This window comes from Clostridium sp. UBA1652, from assembly GCF_002320975.1.
In the GTDB taxonomy this organism is placed as follows: Bacteria; Bacillota; Clostridia; order Clostridiales; family Clostridiaceae; genus Clostridium_T; species Clostridium_T intestinale.
On the sequence record NZ_DCLI01000040.1, the window covers coordinates 1 to 17,271 of the forward strand.

Annotated in this window: 14 protein-coding genes; 12 read left to right on the forward strand and 2 right to left on the reverse strand. The window is 30.7% G+C overall.

What is annotated here, in order from left to right:
- Positions 1–98: 98 nt before the first annotated feature.
- From B3N22_RS06990 to B3N22_RS07020, 7 genes are all read left to right on the forward strand, one after another.
- The gene (locus B3N22_RS06990; protein ID WP_286905779.1) at positions 99–1,100 is read left to right on the forward strand and encodes a sugar kinase; all 1,002 of its coding nucleotides are present in this window, start codon (positions 99–101) and stop codon (positions 1,098–1,100) included.
- Between the two features lie 11 nt (positions 1,101–1,111).
- On the forward strand, positions 1,112–2,824 hold the full coding sequence (gene ilvD / locus B3N22_RS06995; protein WP_286905781.1) for a dihydroxy-acid dehydratase: 1,713 nt from the start codon (positions 1,112–1,114) through the stop codon (positions 2,822–2,824).
- Between the two features lie 33 nt (positions 2,825–2,857).
- A complete protein-coding gene (gene celB, locus B3N22_RS07000; RefSeq protein ID WP_286905783.1) occupies positions 2,858–4,186 on the forward strand; it encodes a PTS cellobiose transporter subunit IIC in 1,329 nt (442 codons plus the stop codon).
- Between the two features lie 81 nt (positions 4,187–4,267).
- A complete protein-coding gene (gene uxuA, locus B3N22_RS07005; protein WP_286905785.1) occupies positions 4,268–5,308 on the forward strand; it encodes a mannonate dehydratase in 1,041 nt (346 codons plus the stop codon).
- Positions 5,309–5,328: 20 nt separating this feature from the next.
- Positions 5,329–6,768 carry a glycoside hydrolase family 1 protein gene (locus tag B3N22_RS07010; protein WP_286905786.1) on the forward strand — a complete coding sequence of 480 codons (1,440 nt, stop codon included), beginning with the start codon at positions 5,329–5,331 and terminating at the stop codon, positions 6,766–6,768.
- Between the two features lie 33 nt (positions 6,769–6,801).
- On the forward strand, positions 6,802–7,104 hold the full coding sequence (locus B3N22_RS07015; protein ID WP_181601864.1) for a PTS sugar transporter subunit IIB: 303 nt from the start codon (positions 6,802–6,804) through the stop codon (positions 7,102–7,104).
- A 114-nt stretch (positions 7,105–7,218) separates the two neighbouring features.
- Positions 7,219–8,457, forward strand: coding sequence for an MFS transporter (locus tag B3N22_RS07020; protein WP_286905790.1), 1,239 nt, complete (start codon positions 7,219–7,221; stop codon positions 8,455–8,457).
- Positions 8,458–8,518: 61 nt separating this feature from the next.
- Here the strand turns inward: B3N22_RS07020 and B3N22_RS07025 are convergent, their stop codons facing one another.
- Positions 8,519–11,176, reverse strand: a complete 2,658-nt coding sequence (locus B3N22_RS07025; protein WP_286905792.1) for a sigma-54-dependent transcriptional regulator — start codon at positions 11,174–11,176, stop codon at positions 8,519–8,521.
- Positions 11,177–11,615: 439 nt separating this feature from the next.
- Here B3N22_RS07025 and B3N22_RS07030 point away from each other — a divergent pair, with 439 nt between their 5' ends.
- The 4 genes from B3N22_RS07030 (at position 11,616) to B3N22_RS07045 (ending at position 14,723) form a co-directional block, all read left to right on the forward strand.
- On the forward strand, positions 11,616–11,933 hold the full coding sequence (locus B3N22_RS07030; protein WP_286905794.1) for a PTS sugar transporter subunit IIA: 318 nt from the start codon (positions 11,616–11,618) through the stop codon (positions 11,931–11,933).
- A gap of 36 nt (positions 11,934–11,969) precedes the next feature.
- The gene (locus tag B3N22_RS07035; protein ID WP_286905797.1) at positions 11,970–12,281 is read left to right on the forward strand and encodes a PTS sugar transporter subunit IIB; all 312 of its coding nucleotides are present in this window, start codon (positions 11,970–11,972) and stop codon (positions 12,279–12,281) included.
- An 84-nt stretch (positions 12,282–12,365) separates the two neighbouring features.
- Positions 12,366–13,667 carry a PTS sugar transporter subunit IIC gene (locus B3N22_RS07040; RefSeq protein WP_286905808.1) on the forward strand — a complete coding sequence of 434 codons (1,302 nt, stop codon included), beginning with the start codon at positions 12,366–12,368 and terminating at the stop codon, positions 13,665–13,667.
- 159 nt (positions 13,668–13,826) lie between these two features.
- The gene (locus B3N22_RS07045; protein WP_286905810.1) at positions 13,827–14,723 is read left to right on the forward strand and encodes an ROK family protein; all 897 of its coding nucleotides are present in this window, start codon (positions 13,827–13,829) and stop codon (positions 14,721–14,723) included.
- An 88-nt stretch (positions 14,724–14,811) separates the two neighbouring features.
- Here B3N22_RS07045 and B3N22_RS07050 read toward each other — a convergent pair whose 3' ends face one another.
- On the reverse strand, positions 14,812–16,254 hold the full coding sequence (locus B3N22_RS07050) for a glycoside hydrolase family 1 protein (protein WP_286905812.1): 1,443 nt from the start codon (positions 16,252–16,254) through the stop codon (positions 14,812–14,814).
- Between the two features lie 123 nt (positions 16,255–16,377).
- Here B3N22_RS07050 and B3N22_RS07055 point away from each other — a divergent pair, with 123 nt between their 5' ends.
- A complete protein-coding gene (locus B3N22_RS07055) occupies positions 16,378–17,256 on the forward strand; it encodes a GNAT family N-acetyltransferase (RefSeq protein ID WP_286905814.1) in 879 nt (292 codons plus the stop codon).
- Positions 17,257–17,271 lie beyond the last annotated feature (15 nt).

The window sequence follows — 17,271 nt, forward strand, 5'->3', positions numbered from 1 at the left end:
AACTAATCCACAGCGTCTTATGTTAAGTATAGTAAAAAATATTAAGAAAGGAAAAGTATAATGAATTTTACTACATGTTCATTATACAAGGTGAAAAGATGGATAAGTTTCTAGCCTTTGGAGAAATATTAATAAGATTTACTCCTAAAGAGAATAATACATATTTTAACGGTAATATCATGGAGTATTATTATGGTGGCTCAGAAGCAAATATAGTGACTATGCTCTCAGGTTTAGGTATAGATTCTTACATACTTTCAGCTATTCCAGATAATGATTTATGTAAAGATGTTGAAGGATACTTTAAAGGTATGGGAGTTAATACCGAAAAGGTTATAAGAAAAGGTGAAAAGATGGGTATGTACTTCTCAGAGAGAGGTACTGGCATTAGAGCAAGTTCAGTTATATACGACAGAAAGCACTCAAGCTTTTCTCAGCTAGAGAAAAAAGATATAGATTTTAATTCAATTCTTGAAGGAATAACTTGGTTTCATTTTAGTGGAATAACAGCTGCTGTTAGTGAAAATGTAAGAGAAGTTTTGAAAGAGTTAATATGTGAAGCTAAAGCAAGAGGAATTACCATCTCCATGGATTTAAATTATAGATCTAAGATGTGGGGGGTAAAAGAGGCTAAGGATTTCCTAAGTGAAATTGCTCCAAATGTAGATATTTGTTTTGGAATAGAGCCTATTAAAGCATCAGAAAATGATTATGATTTATTTAGCAGAGAAAAATCAAGTATTCAAGATATTGAAGAAAGAATGAAAGCTATCAAGGAATTATACGACTTTAAATATATATTTCATACAGAGAGAAAAAATGACACTCAAGATAATAATAGCTATCATGCATATGCTTATTCAGATAAACTTTACGACTCTATTACACTTAAAACTAGGATGATAGAGAGAATAGGAAGTGGAGATGCTTTTGTAGCTGGGATTATATACTCACTTATGAAAAAGTATTCATTACAAGAAGCTATCAACTTTGGTGTTGGCGCAGCTACATTAAAGTGCACAATAAAAGGCGACCAAATGCATGTATCAGAAGAAAATATAAAAAGTATAGCTGATATGAAGATAGAAATTAATAGATAGAGGGGATTTTAATGTTAAAATCACAAGAAATAAGATTAGGGGCACCAGAAATGGACTCCTTAAGATTAGGAATGGGCTGGAAAAAGAACGATTTATCTAAAACACAGATTTTAATAGAGAGCACCTTTGGAAAGAGCCATCCGGGAAGTGTCCATTTAAATAAGTTAGTAGAAGTAGCTATAAAAAAGCTAACTACACTAAATGCTTCTCCATCAGATTATTATGGAACTGATATATGTGATGGGCAAGCTCAAGGACATGATGGAATGAATTATTCTTTAGTGTCTAGAGAAATAATAGCTAACTTAATTGAAATACACTATGGAGCTACACCCTTTGATGGAGGATTATTTATATCAAGTTGTGACAAGGGGCTGCCAGCACATTTAGTTGCTATAGCTAGACTCAATATACCGGCAGTGGTTATGCCAGGTGGTGTAATGGGAGCAGGTCCAGAATTACTTACTTTAAATCAAATTGGTACTTATAGTGCCATGGAAAAAAGAGGAGAAATAAGTAAGGAAAAATATGATTTTTATAAAGAAAATGCTTGCCCAGGATGTGGAGCTTGCTCATTTATGGGAACTGCAGCTACAATGCAAACTTTAGCTGAAGCATTAGGCTTAACTTTGCCTGGTGCAGCATTATTACCAGGAAGTTCAAAGGTCTTAGAAGAATATACGAAAAAGTCTTCTGAAGCTGTATTAAATTTAATTGAAAAAGGAATTACTGCTAAGGATATATTGACTAGAGAGGCTTTTGAAAATGCAATTATAATACATGCTGCTATTGGAGGATCAACAAATGCTATGCTCCATATACCAGCTATAGCTAAACAATTAGGAATAGAAATTACTGCTGAGGATTTTGATAAAATCCATAGGAAAGTTCCTTACATACTAAATGTAAGACCAAGTGGACATTGGCCAGCAGAATATATATATCATAGTGGAGGAATTCCCTTTATTATGAGTAAGCTTAAGAAATATCTTAATTTAAACGTTATGACTGTTACTGGAGAAACCTTGGGAGAAAATTTAGAAAAATTTAATTCACAAGTTTCTTATGAGGAGATTACTCAAACTAAAAAGAATTTTGATAAAGATAGTGTTATATATCCAATAGATAAACCACTATATGAAGGCGGTTCAGTTTCAGTATTAAAAGGAAATATTGCACCAGAGGGTTGTGTTATAAAACACTCAGCAATACCTAAAACTATGTGGAATGTAACACTTAAATCAAGAGTTTTTAATTGTGAGGAAGATGCTTTTAAAGCGGTAATAGAAAAATTAATTAAACCAGGCGATGCTGTAATAATAAGATATGAAGGACCAAGAGGAAGTGGAATGCCTGAAATGTTCTATACAACTGAGGCAATAGCTTCAGATGAGGAATTAAATTCATCAGTAGCACTTATAACAGATGGAAGATTTTCAGGAGCTACAAGAGGACCTGCAATAGGCCATGTCTCCCCAGAAGCAGCCAGTAAAGGTCCAATAAGCATCGTTGAAGATGGGGATTTAATAGAAATTGATATAGAGAACAGGACAATAAATATAGTTGGGACCGAAGAGGGTAAACTTTCATCGGATGAAATCGATAAGATTATATCTGATAGGTTAAAACATTTAAAAGATTATGAACCGAGATTTAAAAGTGGAGTATTAGGTCTTTATACGGCTAATGCAACTTCGGGAATTAAAGGTGGTACTATTTATTAATTAATATAAAACAAATTTTTAGGAGGAATTATAATGGGAAACAAATTTATCGATTTTTTAGAAAGAAAAATAATGCCTAAGGCTGCTAAAATAGCAGGACAAAGGCACATAAGAGCGCTACGTGATGGTTTAGCTATAACAATGCCTCTTATTATAATAGGATCTATATTCATGATTTTAGGAAATGTTCCTATAGCAGGCTATAACGACTTTATAAATGGCATATTTGGAGATGGATTTGTAGCAAAAATATTATATCCAACTCGTGTAACTTTTGATATCGTTGCAGTGCTTTCTGTATTCTCAGTTTCATATCAGATAGCTAAAGATAAGGATGTTGATGGTGTATCAGCAGGAGCAGTAGCTTTAGCATCATTTTTACTTCTTATTCCAGTATTAACTATAAACAGCAAACTAGCTGATGGCTCAACTTTAAACTTAGGTAGAGTTTGGCAAACTGCAAACTTAGGTGCAGGTGGACTAATAGTTGCAATATTCACTGCAATTATTTCTACTGAAATATTTATATATGTAATCAAGAAAAATTGGGTTATTAAAATGCCTGAGTCAGTACCTCCAGCAGTATCAAAGTCTTTTGCAGCAATTACACCAGGTCTTATAATTATAACTTTATTCTTCTTTATCCGTTTAGGATTTGAAGCAACTACTTATGGTAATGTATTTAACTTTATAACAAAATTTGTTGGTTCACCTTTATCTAAAGTAGGTTTATCTTTTGGTGGAATGATAGCTACAATATTCCTATATATGTTCTTCTGGTCATTAGGTATTCATGGTACTCGTGTTGTTTTCGGAGTTATGGATTCAGTTTTACTTCCAGCTATGGATCAAAACAGATTAGCATTAGAAGCAGGGCAAGCACTTCCTAACATAGTAACAAAACAATTCTACGATAACTTTGTTAACATAGGAGGTTGTGGAGCTGCTATAGGTCTTGTAATAGCTATATTTATAGTAGGTAGATCACAACAATTAAAAACATTAAGTAGATTAGCAATAGCACCAGCAATATTCAACATATCTGAACCAATAATATTTGGTGTTCCAATAGTTATGAACCCAATAATGATGATACCATTCGTTTTATCAAACTTATCAATAGGTATATTAACTTATGCAGCTATGGCATTAAATCTAGTAAGCAAACCAGCTGGTGTAGCTATTCCTTGGACTGTTCCAGCACCAATTTCAGGATTCTTAGCTACAAATGGAGACTTTAGAGCAGTAATTTTACAAGTAATTGCAATTGCTTTATCTGTATTAATATATCTACCATTCGTTAAGGTTTGGGATAAGCAAAAGGTTGAAGAAGAGAACATGTTAATAGAGGCAGAAGCTTAAAAATAAAAAAATATTATGGCTAATCACATATAAGATTAGCCATAATAAAAAATAATACCATATAAAGAAGGAGGCATAAGCATGAAGATGACATTTAGATGGTATGGAGAAGCTGATCCAGTAACTCTTAAGAATATAAGGCAAATACCAAATGTAAAAGGAATAGTTAGTGCACTTTACAATATACCGGTTGGAGAAGTATGGCCAATAAATAAAATAAAAGAGTTAAAAGAATTGATAGAAAAAGATGGATTAACACTTGAAGTAATAGAAAGTGTTCCAGTTCATGAAGATATAAAACTAGGTTTACCATCTAGAGAAAAGTTTATAGAAAATTATAAAGAAACCATTAAAAACCTATCTAAGTGTGGAATAAAGGTTATATGCTACAATTTTATGCCTGTCTTTGATTGGACAAGAAGCCAATTAGATAAAGAATTAGAAGATGGATCTACAACTCTAGTTTATTATAAGGAACAGGTTGATAAACTTAATCCTTTAGATGGAGGACTATCTTTACCAGGATGGGATTCATCTTATAAAATAGAAGATTTAAGGGAGTTATTTGACGAGTATTCTAAAATATCTCAAGAGGATCTTTGGAGTAATCTGGAGTATTTTTTGAAACAGATAATACCTGTAGCAGAACAATGCGACATTAAAATGGCTATACATCCGGATGATCCACCATGGCCTATATTTGGTCTTCCTAGGATAATAACAGGAAAAGAAAGTTTAGAAAGATTAGTTAGTATTTATGATAGTCCTAGTAATGGATTAACTGTATGTACTGGTTCTCTAGGATGTTCAAGTAAAAATGATGTTGTTGATATAATAGACGAGTTTTCTAAAAGAGGAAAAATTCATTTTATGCATATAAGAAATGTGAAACTTCTTAATGATGGAAGCTTTGAGGAGTCTGCACATTATTCGAAATGCGGATCTTTAGATATAGTAGATATAGTAAAAACCTTAAACAATAATGGTTTCACTGGATATATTAGACCCGATCATGGAAGAATGATATGGGGAGAAACAGGAAAGCCAGGTTATGGATTATATGATAGAGCTCTTGGCGCAATGTATTTAACTGGAATATGGGAAACACTAGATAAGCAATAAGAATCATAGGAGGAGAAAAAATGAGTAAGAGACAATATAAATTACCAGACAATTTTTATATTGGAGCAGCAGCTTCAGCTTGGCAAACAGAAGGTTGGGATGGAAAAGAAGAAGGTCAAGATTCTTATATGGATCTTTGGTATAAATCGACTCCAGAACTATGGCATAATGGATATGGCCCTACTGTAGCAACAGATTTTTATAATAGGTATAAAGAAGACGTCCAATTAATGAAAAAAGCAGGATTACATTCCTATAGAACGTCTATAGATTGGTCAAGATTCATAATTAATTATGAAACTGCAGAGGTAAGTGAAGTAGCAGCAGAATATTATGATAATCTTATAGATGAATTAATTGCAAATGGAATAGAACCTATGTTATGTTTAGAGCATTATGAACTTCCAGCAGAATTATTCATAAAGTATGGTGGATGGGGTTCTAAACATGTTGTAGATTTATATATTAAGTATGTTGAAGAAGCTTTTAAGAGATATTCTCATAAGGTTAAACAATGGTATACTTTTAATGAGCCTATAGTAGTTCAAACAAGAGTATTTTTAGATAGTATAAGATATCCATTTAAACAAGATACTCAAACAGCTATGCAATGGAATTACAATAAGATTTTGGCAACAGCAAAGGCTGTTAAGGTATATAAAGAAGGTGGATATAATAAAGATGGAGGAAAAATTGGAGTTATATTAAATCCAGATGTTTGTTATCCAAGATCAACAGCAAAACATGATGTTGAAGCAGCTGAAAAATTTGATTTATTCTTCAATAGGATTTTCTTAGATCCATCTATAAAAGGGGAAATCCCAGCAGAACTTTTTGAAATATTAAAAGAACATAACTGCTGTTTTGAATATACAGAAGAAGAGTTACAAATAATTAAGGACAATACAATAGATATTCTTGGGGTTAATTTATATGCTCCTACAAGAGTAAAGGCTAAAAATTTAGCTTGGAATCCAAATACACCATTCCACCCAGAGTATTTTTATGATAAACATGAACTTCAAGGAAGAAAGATGAATCCATTTAGAGGATGGGAGATATATCCTAAACTTATGTATGATTTCGCAATGAGAGTGAAAAATGAATATGGCAATATTGAATGGTTCATTGCTGAAAATGGTATGGGTGTAGAAAATGAGCATAAGTATAAAAATGAAGAAGGAATAATTCAAGACGACTATAGAATTGAATTTATATCTGATCATTTAAGATGGCTAATAAAAGGAATAGAAGAAGGTTCTAATTGTACAGGATATATGCTTTGGGCATTTACTGATAATGTATCTCCACAAAATGCTTTTAAAAATAGATATGGCCTAGTGGAAATAAATTTAGAAGATAACAGAAATAGAAATATGAAAAAATCAGGTTATTGGTACAAAGAACTATCTGAAAAAAGAACATTTGAGTTTGATGATTTTAATTTTGAATACAAATAAATTTAATAATAAATAAATTATGAGGTGATATAAATGAATATTTTATTAATCTGTTCAGCAGGAATGTCAACAAGTTTATTAGTAACTAAAATGGAAAAGGCGGCAAAAGAAAAAGGAATAGAGGCAACTATATGGGCAGTATCAACTGATTCTGTAGATAGAAATCTTCCTAAAGCTGATGTTGCATTAATAGGACCACAAATTAGATTCCAATTAGATGTTATGAAGGAAAAAGGAGCTAAATTAGGTGTGCCTGTTGAGGTTATAGATTCAGTAGATTATGGAATGTGTAATGGACCTAAGGTATTAGAAAAAGCCTTAAAAATGAAGAAATAAAAGTTAATCTTCTTAGTATAAGAGATGGTTTTCATATTTAGAAAACCATCTTCTTTTTTATATATTTATAATGAATATATACGGTAAATTTATACTAGGAGGAATTTTATACTTATGGATAAAAAAGCAGTATCGAGTAACAAGAGATTATGGACAAAAGATTTAATACTAATATTATCAATAAATTTTTTTTCAAGTGTAATAATGAACATGCTAAATTCAACTATGCCTCTTTATGTAGAGTATATAGGAGGTAGCAAGTCTAGTGTAGGATTACTTACTGGTATATTTTCTTTGTCTGCATTATTATTTCGTCCTTTATTTGGAAACATAATAGATAATAAGAGCAGAAAGTTAGTTTTACTTATTGGTGTCAGTATACTTTCGTTAGTATCTCTATCTTATACATTAATTTCATCAGTAGTACTCTTATTGTTTTTAAGAATAATACATGGTATTGGGTTAAGTGCTCAAAGTACGGCAATTGGTACGGTTATTTCAGATATAGTTCCTAAATCTAGATTGAGTCAAGGTGTTGGATTAAGCGGGACTGCAGCAACAATAGCTACGGCTGTTGGACCATCATTAGGATTATATCTAATAGGTAATTTTAATTATAGTATATTCTTTTATGGAGCAACTTTATTTGGAGTTTTAGCTATAATGTTTTCCTTATTTCTTAACTATGAAAAGAAAGATAAGGATATAAAAGAAATAAAGGATGAGAAATATAGTCTTGAGGGTGGAAAAAAGAAGTTAGATTTATTTGAAAGCAGTGCCATACCAGCATCTATAGTAGTGTTTTTTATTTTGTTTACGATTTCTAGTTTATTTACCTTTTTACCATCTTATGCAAAAGAAAAAAATATAGAGAATATAGGACTATTTTTCACAGTATATGCTATTTTCTTTTTAGTTGGGAGAACTATAGCAGATAGATTAACACATAAATTCGGATTAAATAAAATTATAATAGTTGGGTTAAGTACAGTTATTATTTCATTTATAATATTAGCATTTTCATCCAATATTTTGACAATATTGTTTGTGGGAGCTATATATGGATTAGGGTATAGTGCAGCGCAACCATCGCTTAACTCTATAGCAGTATCAAATTGTTCGCCAGATCGTAGAGGTGCTGCTAATGCAACATTTTTCTCAGCTATGGATATAGGCTTTTTTATAGGGGCAACTATTTGGGGGATTTTGATTGAAAAAGGTAGCTTTTCACAGGTGTACATAGGATCAGCTATATGTATAGGACTTGCTTTATTATCATATATATTTTTAATAGTAAAACCATCTAAAGAAAAGAAGAAGTGTGAAAAATATAAGACCATGGAAAGTATGTAGAAAGTATAAAAACTCCTACTATATTAAAGAGTAATTAATATAGTAGGGGTTTTTTCTTATATTACTTTTCTAAGAAGAAATTAGTTATATAACACATTTCATTATCTGGTATTTCAATAGAATACTTTTCTTGGAGGAACATAAGGTTTTCATATATCTTATCGTAAGAATTTTTATTTTCTCTTATAAACTCCTCTTTTTCAGGATACTCAATAGAGTTATCCCCTTTTATTAATCTACTTATCATAAATGCTAAATGAAGAATTATTCCAACTAAGCTTTCTTCCTTAAGTTTTATAGATAAGCTAACTTGGAGTTTTTCTAATAATGTAAGAATATCATTATATAGTTCGCTACCTTCTAGATTATCTACATTTTCTTTAATTATTAAAGGCATTTTTAATAAGGTAGTTTTGATATCAACATTTTCTTGAAGTTCATTCATTACCTTCATATTTATAACATCATACATACTGTATTGTTTTATATCTAGATCAACAGGAAGGGATGATACTATAAATAGAATTTCCTTTTCTTCTTGGATTTTAAGTAATTTTTGTTTGAAATAATTTCTGTCTAAACAGTTAAGTGGTATTATTTCAAATACATCTTTATCATATCTGAGATTTTTATTTAAAAAGCTTTTAAGAGCTATAGAGCCACCTTCACCAGTTAAACATGCAGTTATTATTGCTATTTTATTTAGATTTGTTTTAACCGGCACTTTCGACCTATCTACCTCAAAATATTGATTTACGGACAATACTTCCTTATAAATATCGTTTAGTGAAAATCCTAAAAGCGCCTTTCTTGCAGCTTCCAAAACATGTAGTGTAGATACTAATGGTATTACCTTAGTAGAAACGTCAAACTCTTTAGTTATAGCTTCTGAAAATGTAGTTAGTGATCCCATATCTACAAGAAGTAAGTATTCTTTTAAAGAATTTGAATCTTTATCTTTCTTCACAACTTCTTTAAGTTCTTCTAAAACTTTAAATGGGCTTATGTCTAGTGGTGCATTAATACCTATAACATGATTTTCACCCAAAAGTTTATTAGCTACATTTGCCATTGAGGTAGCAGTAGAATCTCCATGAGCAATTAATATTATTCCAACTTTATTATCTTTATTTGTAAATGTGTCTTCTGGTAATAAGAATATTGCTAAGTAGCCAGCCTCATCTTCTGTTATATCGTGATGGATATGTTTTTCTATTATTTTCTTAGCATTAAGGGCAATTTCAAACTCTTTAGGATATAGTTCTTTTATTTTAGATAATTCAGGATTAGTTATTGTTTTATTTGTATTAACCCTTTTTATTAGTGTATTTATGTGCAAGGCTAAGGCTGTTGAAATATTGTTATTAAATTTTATCTTAGATGCTTTTACAATATAATATAAAACCTTATCAATACAATCTAAAGTATCTTCATCTATAATGGTTAATAAACTTTTTCTATTTATTTCTTCAGATATTCCAACGATGTGTTTTTGAAAGTGTTTTGTTATATCTTTTTCAAGTATATTCTCTATGGCGATATTAGATATACCTTGAGATTTTAGTTTTTCAAGTTTTTGTTCTATTATTTGGTAAATGCTATTATCATCGTTATTAAATTCTTCTTCTTCATCAGATACCTGATAGGAGAATTTAAAAAATTCTATTTCAAGTCCAGCTAACTTATTCCATAGAACTCTATGATCTATTTCTTTATATAACCCTTCTTTAATAAAAGGAGGGAGACTTCCGCTATTTATTCTTACATCATGCCTTATATTTGTTAAAAATTCAGAGTAAGCTTTAGCACAAATTAATTGGATATCACTTTTAAGTTGACCTATATTATTTGGGCAATCATATGATAATAAAGCACGAACTGTGTTTAAGGAAACATAAATATCTCTATTTAATTTTATACTTTCTTGCTTAAAAAAATGTTTAATCAGATTGAAACGTTCCTCCAGAGATCTTTCGTTAAGAGCAGGGATTCTTATAATCATAGGTATTCTTCTGGTAAATGTTTTCAAAAGAGCTGATTTAGGATCCTCAGTTGTAGCAGATATTATAAGAACATCAGATTTACGTATTTCATGATCACCCATTCGTCTAAAAGTACCCGTGTCCAAAAAGGTAAATAATGCTTCTTGACCTTCAGGGGGAAGTCTATGAATTTCATCTAGAAATAATACTCCACCGTTGGCTTTCTCCATTAGACCTTCTTTATCTGCTTCTGCGCCTGTATAGGTACCCTTTTTTACCCCAAATAACTGAGAGGTAAGAAGCTGAGGATTGTTAGTATAATCAGCGCAGTTAAAAACAATAAACTGAGAGTTTGATTCTTTAACACCCATCTCAACAGCATACTCATACATTAATGAAGCAATCATAGATTTACCTACGCCAGTATCCCCTAATAATAGAGAGGGAATTCCTTTTGGCGGATATAATATAGCTGCTTTAACCTGCTCAATAGCTTGTTTCAAACTTATATTATTTTTAATGAGTACGTCCAATTTGCTAACAGAAGTTTTGGTGGAAAGTGGGAAAAATAGAACTGGTCTCCCCGAAGATTTATGTATTTTACCCTCCTTATATAGTGAATTAAGTTCATGACTGACATTGGCTCTAGACATATTAAGTATAGAAGATAATGTTCCTGCATCTATACCCTCACTAACTTCTAATAACTTATTAAATATAAGCTCTCGTTTATTCAAATTAAAGACCTCCTTGAAAACAATATGGTTAATATATAGTATACACTATAAAAATAAACAGTACTATATAGAGTTTAGCAAATAAACACTATATAAAAATGTGAAAAATAAATAATTTAACAAAAATTTCCATTAAGTAAAAGTATACAATGAGATTTTTATTAAAAATTTAGGGGAAATATATATATATAAATAAAATAATTAAACACTAATAGCATAAAAACAAACACTAATTAAAAAATGATGATCAGTCATCAAAATCATTAAACACTAAATTTGAAAAATCTAAACTCTAATTAAAAAAGTATAATCTATTTAAACACTACACAACCATTTCTTGTGAAAACGATATATTTTGGGTTCCTTAGTGTTTTGGCACAGAAGTTGCTAATAAAAAGAGTATAAAAACAAAAGGATTTAAAAAGACGGAGGTAATAAAATGAGTGAGTTAGAACAGGTAATAATGAATATAATAATAAACTCAGGAGATGCTAAAGGATATTCCTATGAAGCTCTAAACGCAGTAAATGAAGGAAACTATGAAGAGGCAGATCAATTAATTGAAAAAGCGAATGAAGCACTAGAGGTAGCACACAATGCTCAAACAGATTTATTACAAAAAGAAGCAGCAGGAGAAAAAACAGAGGTATCAGTACTGTTTGTACATGCGCAAGATCATTTAATGACAACAATAACTGAAAAAAATCTTATAGAACAAATTATGGAATTAAGAAAAATAGTTAATAAACTAGTTTAATAGTAAAAATATATATTATACGAGGAGGAAAAAAAGATGATAAAAATCAGACTATTTTGTGCAGCAGGAATGTCAACAAGTGTACTAGTAGCAAAAATGAAAGAGGCAGCTAAAGCTAAGGGAGTAGAGGCTGATATAGAAGCTTTTCCAGAATCAACTATGGGTAAGAAATTAGAAGAAGGAATAGATGTAGCTTTACTTGGACCACAAGTTAGATATAAGTTACCAGCAGCTAAAAAGCTATGCTCAGAAAAAGGAGTTCCAGTAGATGTAATTAACTCAGTTGATTATGGAATGATGAAGGGTGATAAAGTTTTAGATTTTGCTTTAAAATTATTAGGAAAATAATAAATAAGGTATTAAATTCTGCTATAGATGGTTCTAATATTTATAGCAGAAAATAAATAAATAAAAACTAGGAGGACTTATTATATGTCAGAAACACGTAGTGAAAAGTTAATTAGTGTAATTATGAAGTTTGTTGAGTTAAAAGCAATAGTTGCACTTAAAGAGGGAATCGTATATACGCTACCAGTATCCTTAATAGGATCAGTATTCTTATTACTTGCGCAAATACCATATCAACCATTTAATGAATGGATGGCTGGAATATTTGGAGCAGGATGGACTGAACCATTGTTCCAAGTATATAACTCAACAATGCAGTTAATGGCTGTAGTGGCTGTAATCGGTATAGCATATATGTATGCTAAAAATGAAGGTCATGAACCTTTAGGAGCAGGAATAATATCTTTTTCAGTATTTCTAATAACACTAGATCAATTCACAAAATCAGGAACTGGTGAAGTTGTATCAGGAGTTATTCCAAGAACATGGCTTGGTGGTCAAGGTATGGTTACTGCAATAATTATAGGACTTTTAGTTGGAGCGGTTTATTCGTGGTTTTTAACAAAGAAGATAACAATTAAAATGCCAGCAGGAGTACCACAAGGTGTAGCAAATCAATTTTCGGCTTTAATACCAGGACTTATAATAATAACTGCTACAATGTTTATTTATATGTTCTTTAAATATGCATTACATACAACATTTATAGATTTTATATTTGAAGTACTTCAAACACCACTACAAGGATTTACAGATTCTTTAATAGGATTAATTATAACAACAGCACTTGTACCATTTTTCTGGTGGTTTGGTGTTCATGGAGCTACTATAGTTGGTGGAGTTATGAGTGGGTTATTAACAGCTAATAGATTAGATAACCAAGCTATATTAGATGCTGGTAAAGAATTAACAATAGCTAATGGCGGACACATAGTAACTGATCAATTTAATGCATCGTTTGTTCAAGTAACAGGTTCAGGATTAACAATAGGTCTTGTAATATTAATGCTTACAATTGCTAAATCGGAACAAAATAAAGCTTTAGGAAAGTTAGCATTTGGACCTGCAATATTTAACATAAATGAACCGATACTATTTGGATTCCCAATGGTTATGAATCCATTAATGTTTATACCATTTATAGTAGCGCCTACAGCTTCAGCTGTATTAGCATATTTTGCAATGAGAATAGGACTAGTACCACTGTTTACAGGAGTAACAGTTCCTTGGACTACTCCACCTATAATCTCAGGTTTAATTCTTGGAGGCTGGAGAATGGCTCTTCTTCAAGTAATATGTTTACTACTTTCAGTTGCAATATATTTCCCATTCTTCAAAAAGGTTGATTCTTTGAACCTTAAGAGTGAACAGGAAGCTCAAGAGTAATACTACAATTTTATATAAATAGGGATAAAGACTCAACTATAGTTGAGTCTTTATTAAGTATATGTAAATGAAACTGAGTATTTCTATAACTAATAGAAGTAAGTATAAGGAAATGATATAATAAATAAGAAAATATTAATGTTGAAGGGATGGGTAAAAATGAGCAAATATCAACTAGGAATAGATATAGGAGGAACTTTTATAAAGTATGCTTTAGTAGACGAAGACTATCATATAGTTGAAAAATGGAAAGTGCCAGCAATTAAGTTTGATACTAAAGATGAATTTTATGATTACCTATGTTCTAATTGCAAAGAATTACAAAACATTGACTTTATAGGAATAAGTGCACCAGGTCTAATTGATGCTTACTCCAATGTAAAATCCTATGCTGCTCCTAATGTAAGAATTATGTATGGAACAAATGTTAATAATGAAGTTGCCAGAAGAACTAATAAAAGAGTTGCGACAATTAATGATGCCAAATCAGCAGGGCTTTGTGAACTTAAAATAGGTAATGCTAAAGGAAGTAAAAGTTCAGCATTTCTTATAATAGGAACAGGTACTGGCGGATGTATATGTAACTCAGAGGATGTTATTTATGGAAAAGATGGATTTGCAGCAGAGTTTCATCATATGCCTTTTATAAATTTCAAAACCAATAAAATAGATAGGCAGGGAGATTATTGTTCTATGACTGCCTTAATTAAAATTTATAACAATAAGGTAGAAGAAATAGAAAGCTTGAAGTATGGACATGAAGTTACAGAAAGATACTTAAAGGGAGATAGTGTAGCAAAAGAGTCAGTAGATGAATGGATTAATAATATGAGTACTCAACTTGTGACTATAACAACCTTTTATAACCCAGAGATAATTTGTGTTGGTGGGGGAATATCAGAAGAAGAATGGTTCCTTGAATTGATACAAAAAAACTTTAGAAGAGTACTAGAAGAATTCGGAACTCCATTTTTAACAACAGAAATAAAGAGATGTAAATATAATAATGATGCAAACATATTGGGCGCTATTATTAATGCAAAAATGCATAGCTAATAGTTTATAAGAATAATGAATTTTATAAAAAGTATCAGATGTTAAATAAAGAGAGAGCATTTAGTAAAAATGCTCTCTCAATTTAGAATTACTTTAATTCGTCTTCAAAGGATTTGTATTCAAATCCGCCTCTATCAATAACTTTTTTAATCCATTCACCTGATTTTTTTACTCTTCTACTTCTATTATTACTTAAATCTATCTCAACAAAACCATATCTATTTCTAAAAGCATTCATAGGAGATACATTATCCGTAAAGTTCCACATATGATAGGCGGTGCAATTAGCATTTTCATCTTTTATAGCTTTAAATAGCCATCTAAGATGGTCAGAAATGTAGTCTATTCTGTAATCATCTTGTATCTGTCCTTTTAAATCTTTATGTTTATATTCATCGTGGACTCCCATTCCGTTCTCCATTATCATCCACTCAATATTTCTATAGTTATTTTTTATATTTATAGCTATATCATAGAAAGCTTTAGCATATATTTCCCATCCTCTAGATTGATTCATAGTAGCTCCAGGCATAGACCAGCTATCAAAATAATATGAAGGATTAAATGGATTTTCATCATTCCATTTTGTAGCTTTTGCTTTAGCTCTATTTGGTCCATAAAAATTTACTCCAAGTATATCCACAGTGTTGTTTTTTATTATTTCTAAGTCTTCATCTGTATAACTAGGTAAACAATTATGTTTTTCTAAAGTTTCAAATAAAAGGGATGGAAACTCCCCCTTTATACAAGGATCTAAGTATGTTTTATCTGCAAACAACTCAGCCATATGTGCAGCTTTAATATCTTCCTCGCTATTACTTCTAGGATAAACTTGAGCAACATTTTGTATTATACCAATTTTACCCCCATCTTTGTTATATCCCTTTTCTTTAAAGAGTTTAACAGTTAGTGCTGTAGCTAATACTTTGTGATAATTCCACTGAACAGATTCTTTAAAGTTAACTTTATAAGGATACCATATAGCTTCAGCTACACCTAGGTTAGGAACTACACTAGGTTCATTGAAAGTAAACCATATCTTTACTCTATCAGAAAAGGCCTCAAAGGCTTTTTCAGCATATCTTAAATAGAGATCTACTACCTTTCTACTTCCCCAACCACCATATTTTTGTATTAAGTAATCAGGAAGTTCCCAATGTTCTAAACAAATAATAGGCTGAACATTATTTTCTATAAGTTCATTAATCATATCATCATAATAGTTTAAGGCATCTTCACTTAATATAACGTTATCATAGTCTTCAATAAATCTGGACCAATCTATAGAAGTACGATAACTTTGGAGATTTAAGCTATTCATTAATTTAATGTCTTCTTTATACCTGCTATAGAAATCTGTAGCAATGGTGGGTCCATAACCTTCGTACCATTTGCCAGGAGCACTTTTATAAAAAGCATCTGCCCAACTAACTTGATTTTCTTTTTTTCCTTTCCATCCTTCCGATTGCCAAGCAGAAGATGAGGCTCCTATTTTGAAACCTTCAGGAATTTTATAAAAAACCTTCTTCATAGATTACCCTCTTTTCATCAATAATTTTTATTTTACCCAACTTTATTATATACTAATGATAAAGTTTAAATAAGTATAATTAGGATAATAAATTAAAAGAATTACATTGGGAGTACAAGAGTTATGATAGAAAAAAAATCAGGAATATTAGACAAAAAACTAATCAAAGAGATAAGAAAAATAGAGAAAGTTTGTAAGAAAAATGACAATATAATAAGAGATATTAATCTAGATAGTTCATTGAATTTTAATAAGGAAATGAACCATACCTTTTTATATTATAGTGATGATAAAACACTTATTGGTTTCTTATATATGTTTGTACCAACTTCAGAGGAAGCAGAAATTCAGGGATTTATACTGCCTAAATATAGGGGAAAAGGTTACTTTAAGGAACTTCTTAAAGAAGCAGAAAGTGAACTTAGACAATATGATGTAGACGAAATAGTATTTGTATTAGAGTTTAATCCAGAATCCGCCAAGAATAGCTTGGCTGGAATAGATGCTGAATATGAATTCTCAGAGTACAGTATGGAGTATGTAGGAAACTTAAATGAGATAGGGTCTATAGAACATAGAGATATAAAAATTTTAGAGGCAATAGATGAAGATTTAGAAGAATTAGTTGAAATTAGCAAAAGGTCCTTTGGGGAAAGTGAAGAGGAAGCCAAGGGTTATATAATGAAGTCTTTAAAAGCTGATAACAGAGTACAATATAAGGTTATATATAAAAAAGAGTGCATAGGACTAGCAGGAGTATATATTGAAGAGAGAGAAGCCACTATATTTGGCTTTGGAATATTACCTGAATATAGGGGAAGTGGACTTGGGAAACAAGTTTTAAAACTAATATTAATAGAATTAAGACATAAGAATGTAGATGAAATACTAATAGATGTTGATAGTAATAATGAGGTGGCATTTGAACTTTATAAGAAAATGGGTTTTGATATTGAAGTCGCTTTTGATTATTATAGAAGAAAAATTAAAAATTTGATTTGAATCATATTTTTAAAA

Coding starts and splice junctions, on each gene's coding strand:
- celB (WP_286905783.1), top strand. CDS start 2,858: ATGGGAAACAAATTTATCGATTTTTTAGAAAGAAAAATAATGCCTAAG.
- B3N22_RS07010 (WP_286905786.1), top strand. CDS start 5,329: ATGAGTAAGAGACAATATAAATTACCAGACAATTTTTATATTGGAGCA.
- B3N22_RS07015 (WP_181601864.1), top strand. CDS start 6,802: ATGAATATTTTATTAATCTGTTCAGCAGGAATGTCAACAAGTTTATTA.
- B3N22_RS07030 (WP_286905794.1), top strand. CDS start 11,616: ATGAGTGAGTTAGAACAGGTAATAATGAATATAATAATAAACTCAGGA.
- ilvD (WP_286905781.1), top strand. CDS start 1,112: ATGTTAAAATCACAAGAAATAAGATTAGGGGCACCAGAAATGGACTCC.
- B3N22_RS07020 (WP_286905790.1), top strand. CDS start 7,219: ATGGATAAAAAAGCAGTATCGAGTAACAAGAGATTATGGACAAAAGAT.
- B3N22_RS07035 (WP_286905797.1), top strand. CDS start 11,970: ATGATAAAAATCAGACTATTTTGTGCAGCAGGAATGTCAACAAGTGTA.
- B3N22_RS06990 (WP_286905779.1), top strand. CDS start 99: ATGGATAAGTTTCTAGCCTTTGGAGAAATATTAATAAGATTTACTCCT.
- B3N22_RS07045 (WP_286905810.1), top strand. CDS start 13,827: ATGAGCAAATATCAACTAGGAATAGATATAGGAGGAACTTTTATAAAG.
- B3N22_RS07050 (WP_286905812.1), bottom strand. CDS start 16,254: ATGAAGAAGGTTTTTTATAAAATTCCTGAAGGTTTCAAAATAGGAGCC.
- B3N22_RS07055 (WP_286905814.1), top strand. CDS start 16,378: ATGATAGAAAAAAAATCAGGAATATTAGACAAAAAACTAATCAAAGAG.
- B3N22_RS07040 (WP_286905808.1), top strand. CDS start 12,366: ATGTCAGAAACACGTAGTGAAAAGTTAATTAGTGTAATTATGAAGTTT.
- uxuA (WP_286905785.1), top strand. CDS start 4,268: ATGAAGATGACATTTAGATGGTATGGAGAAGCTGATCCAGTAACTCTT.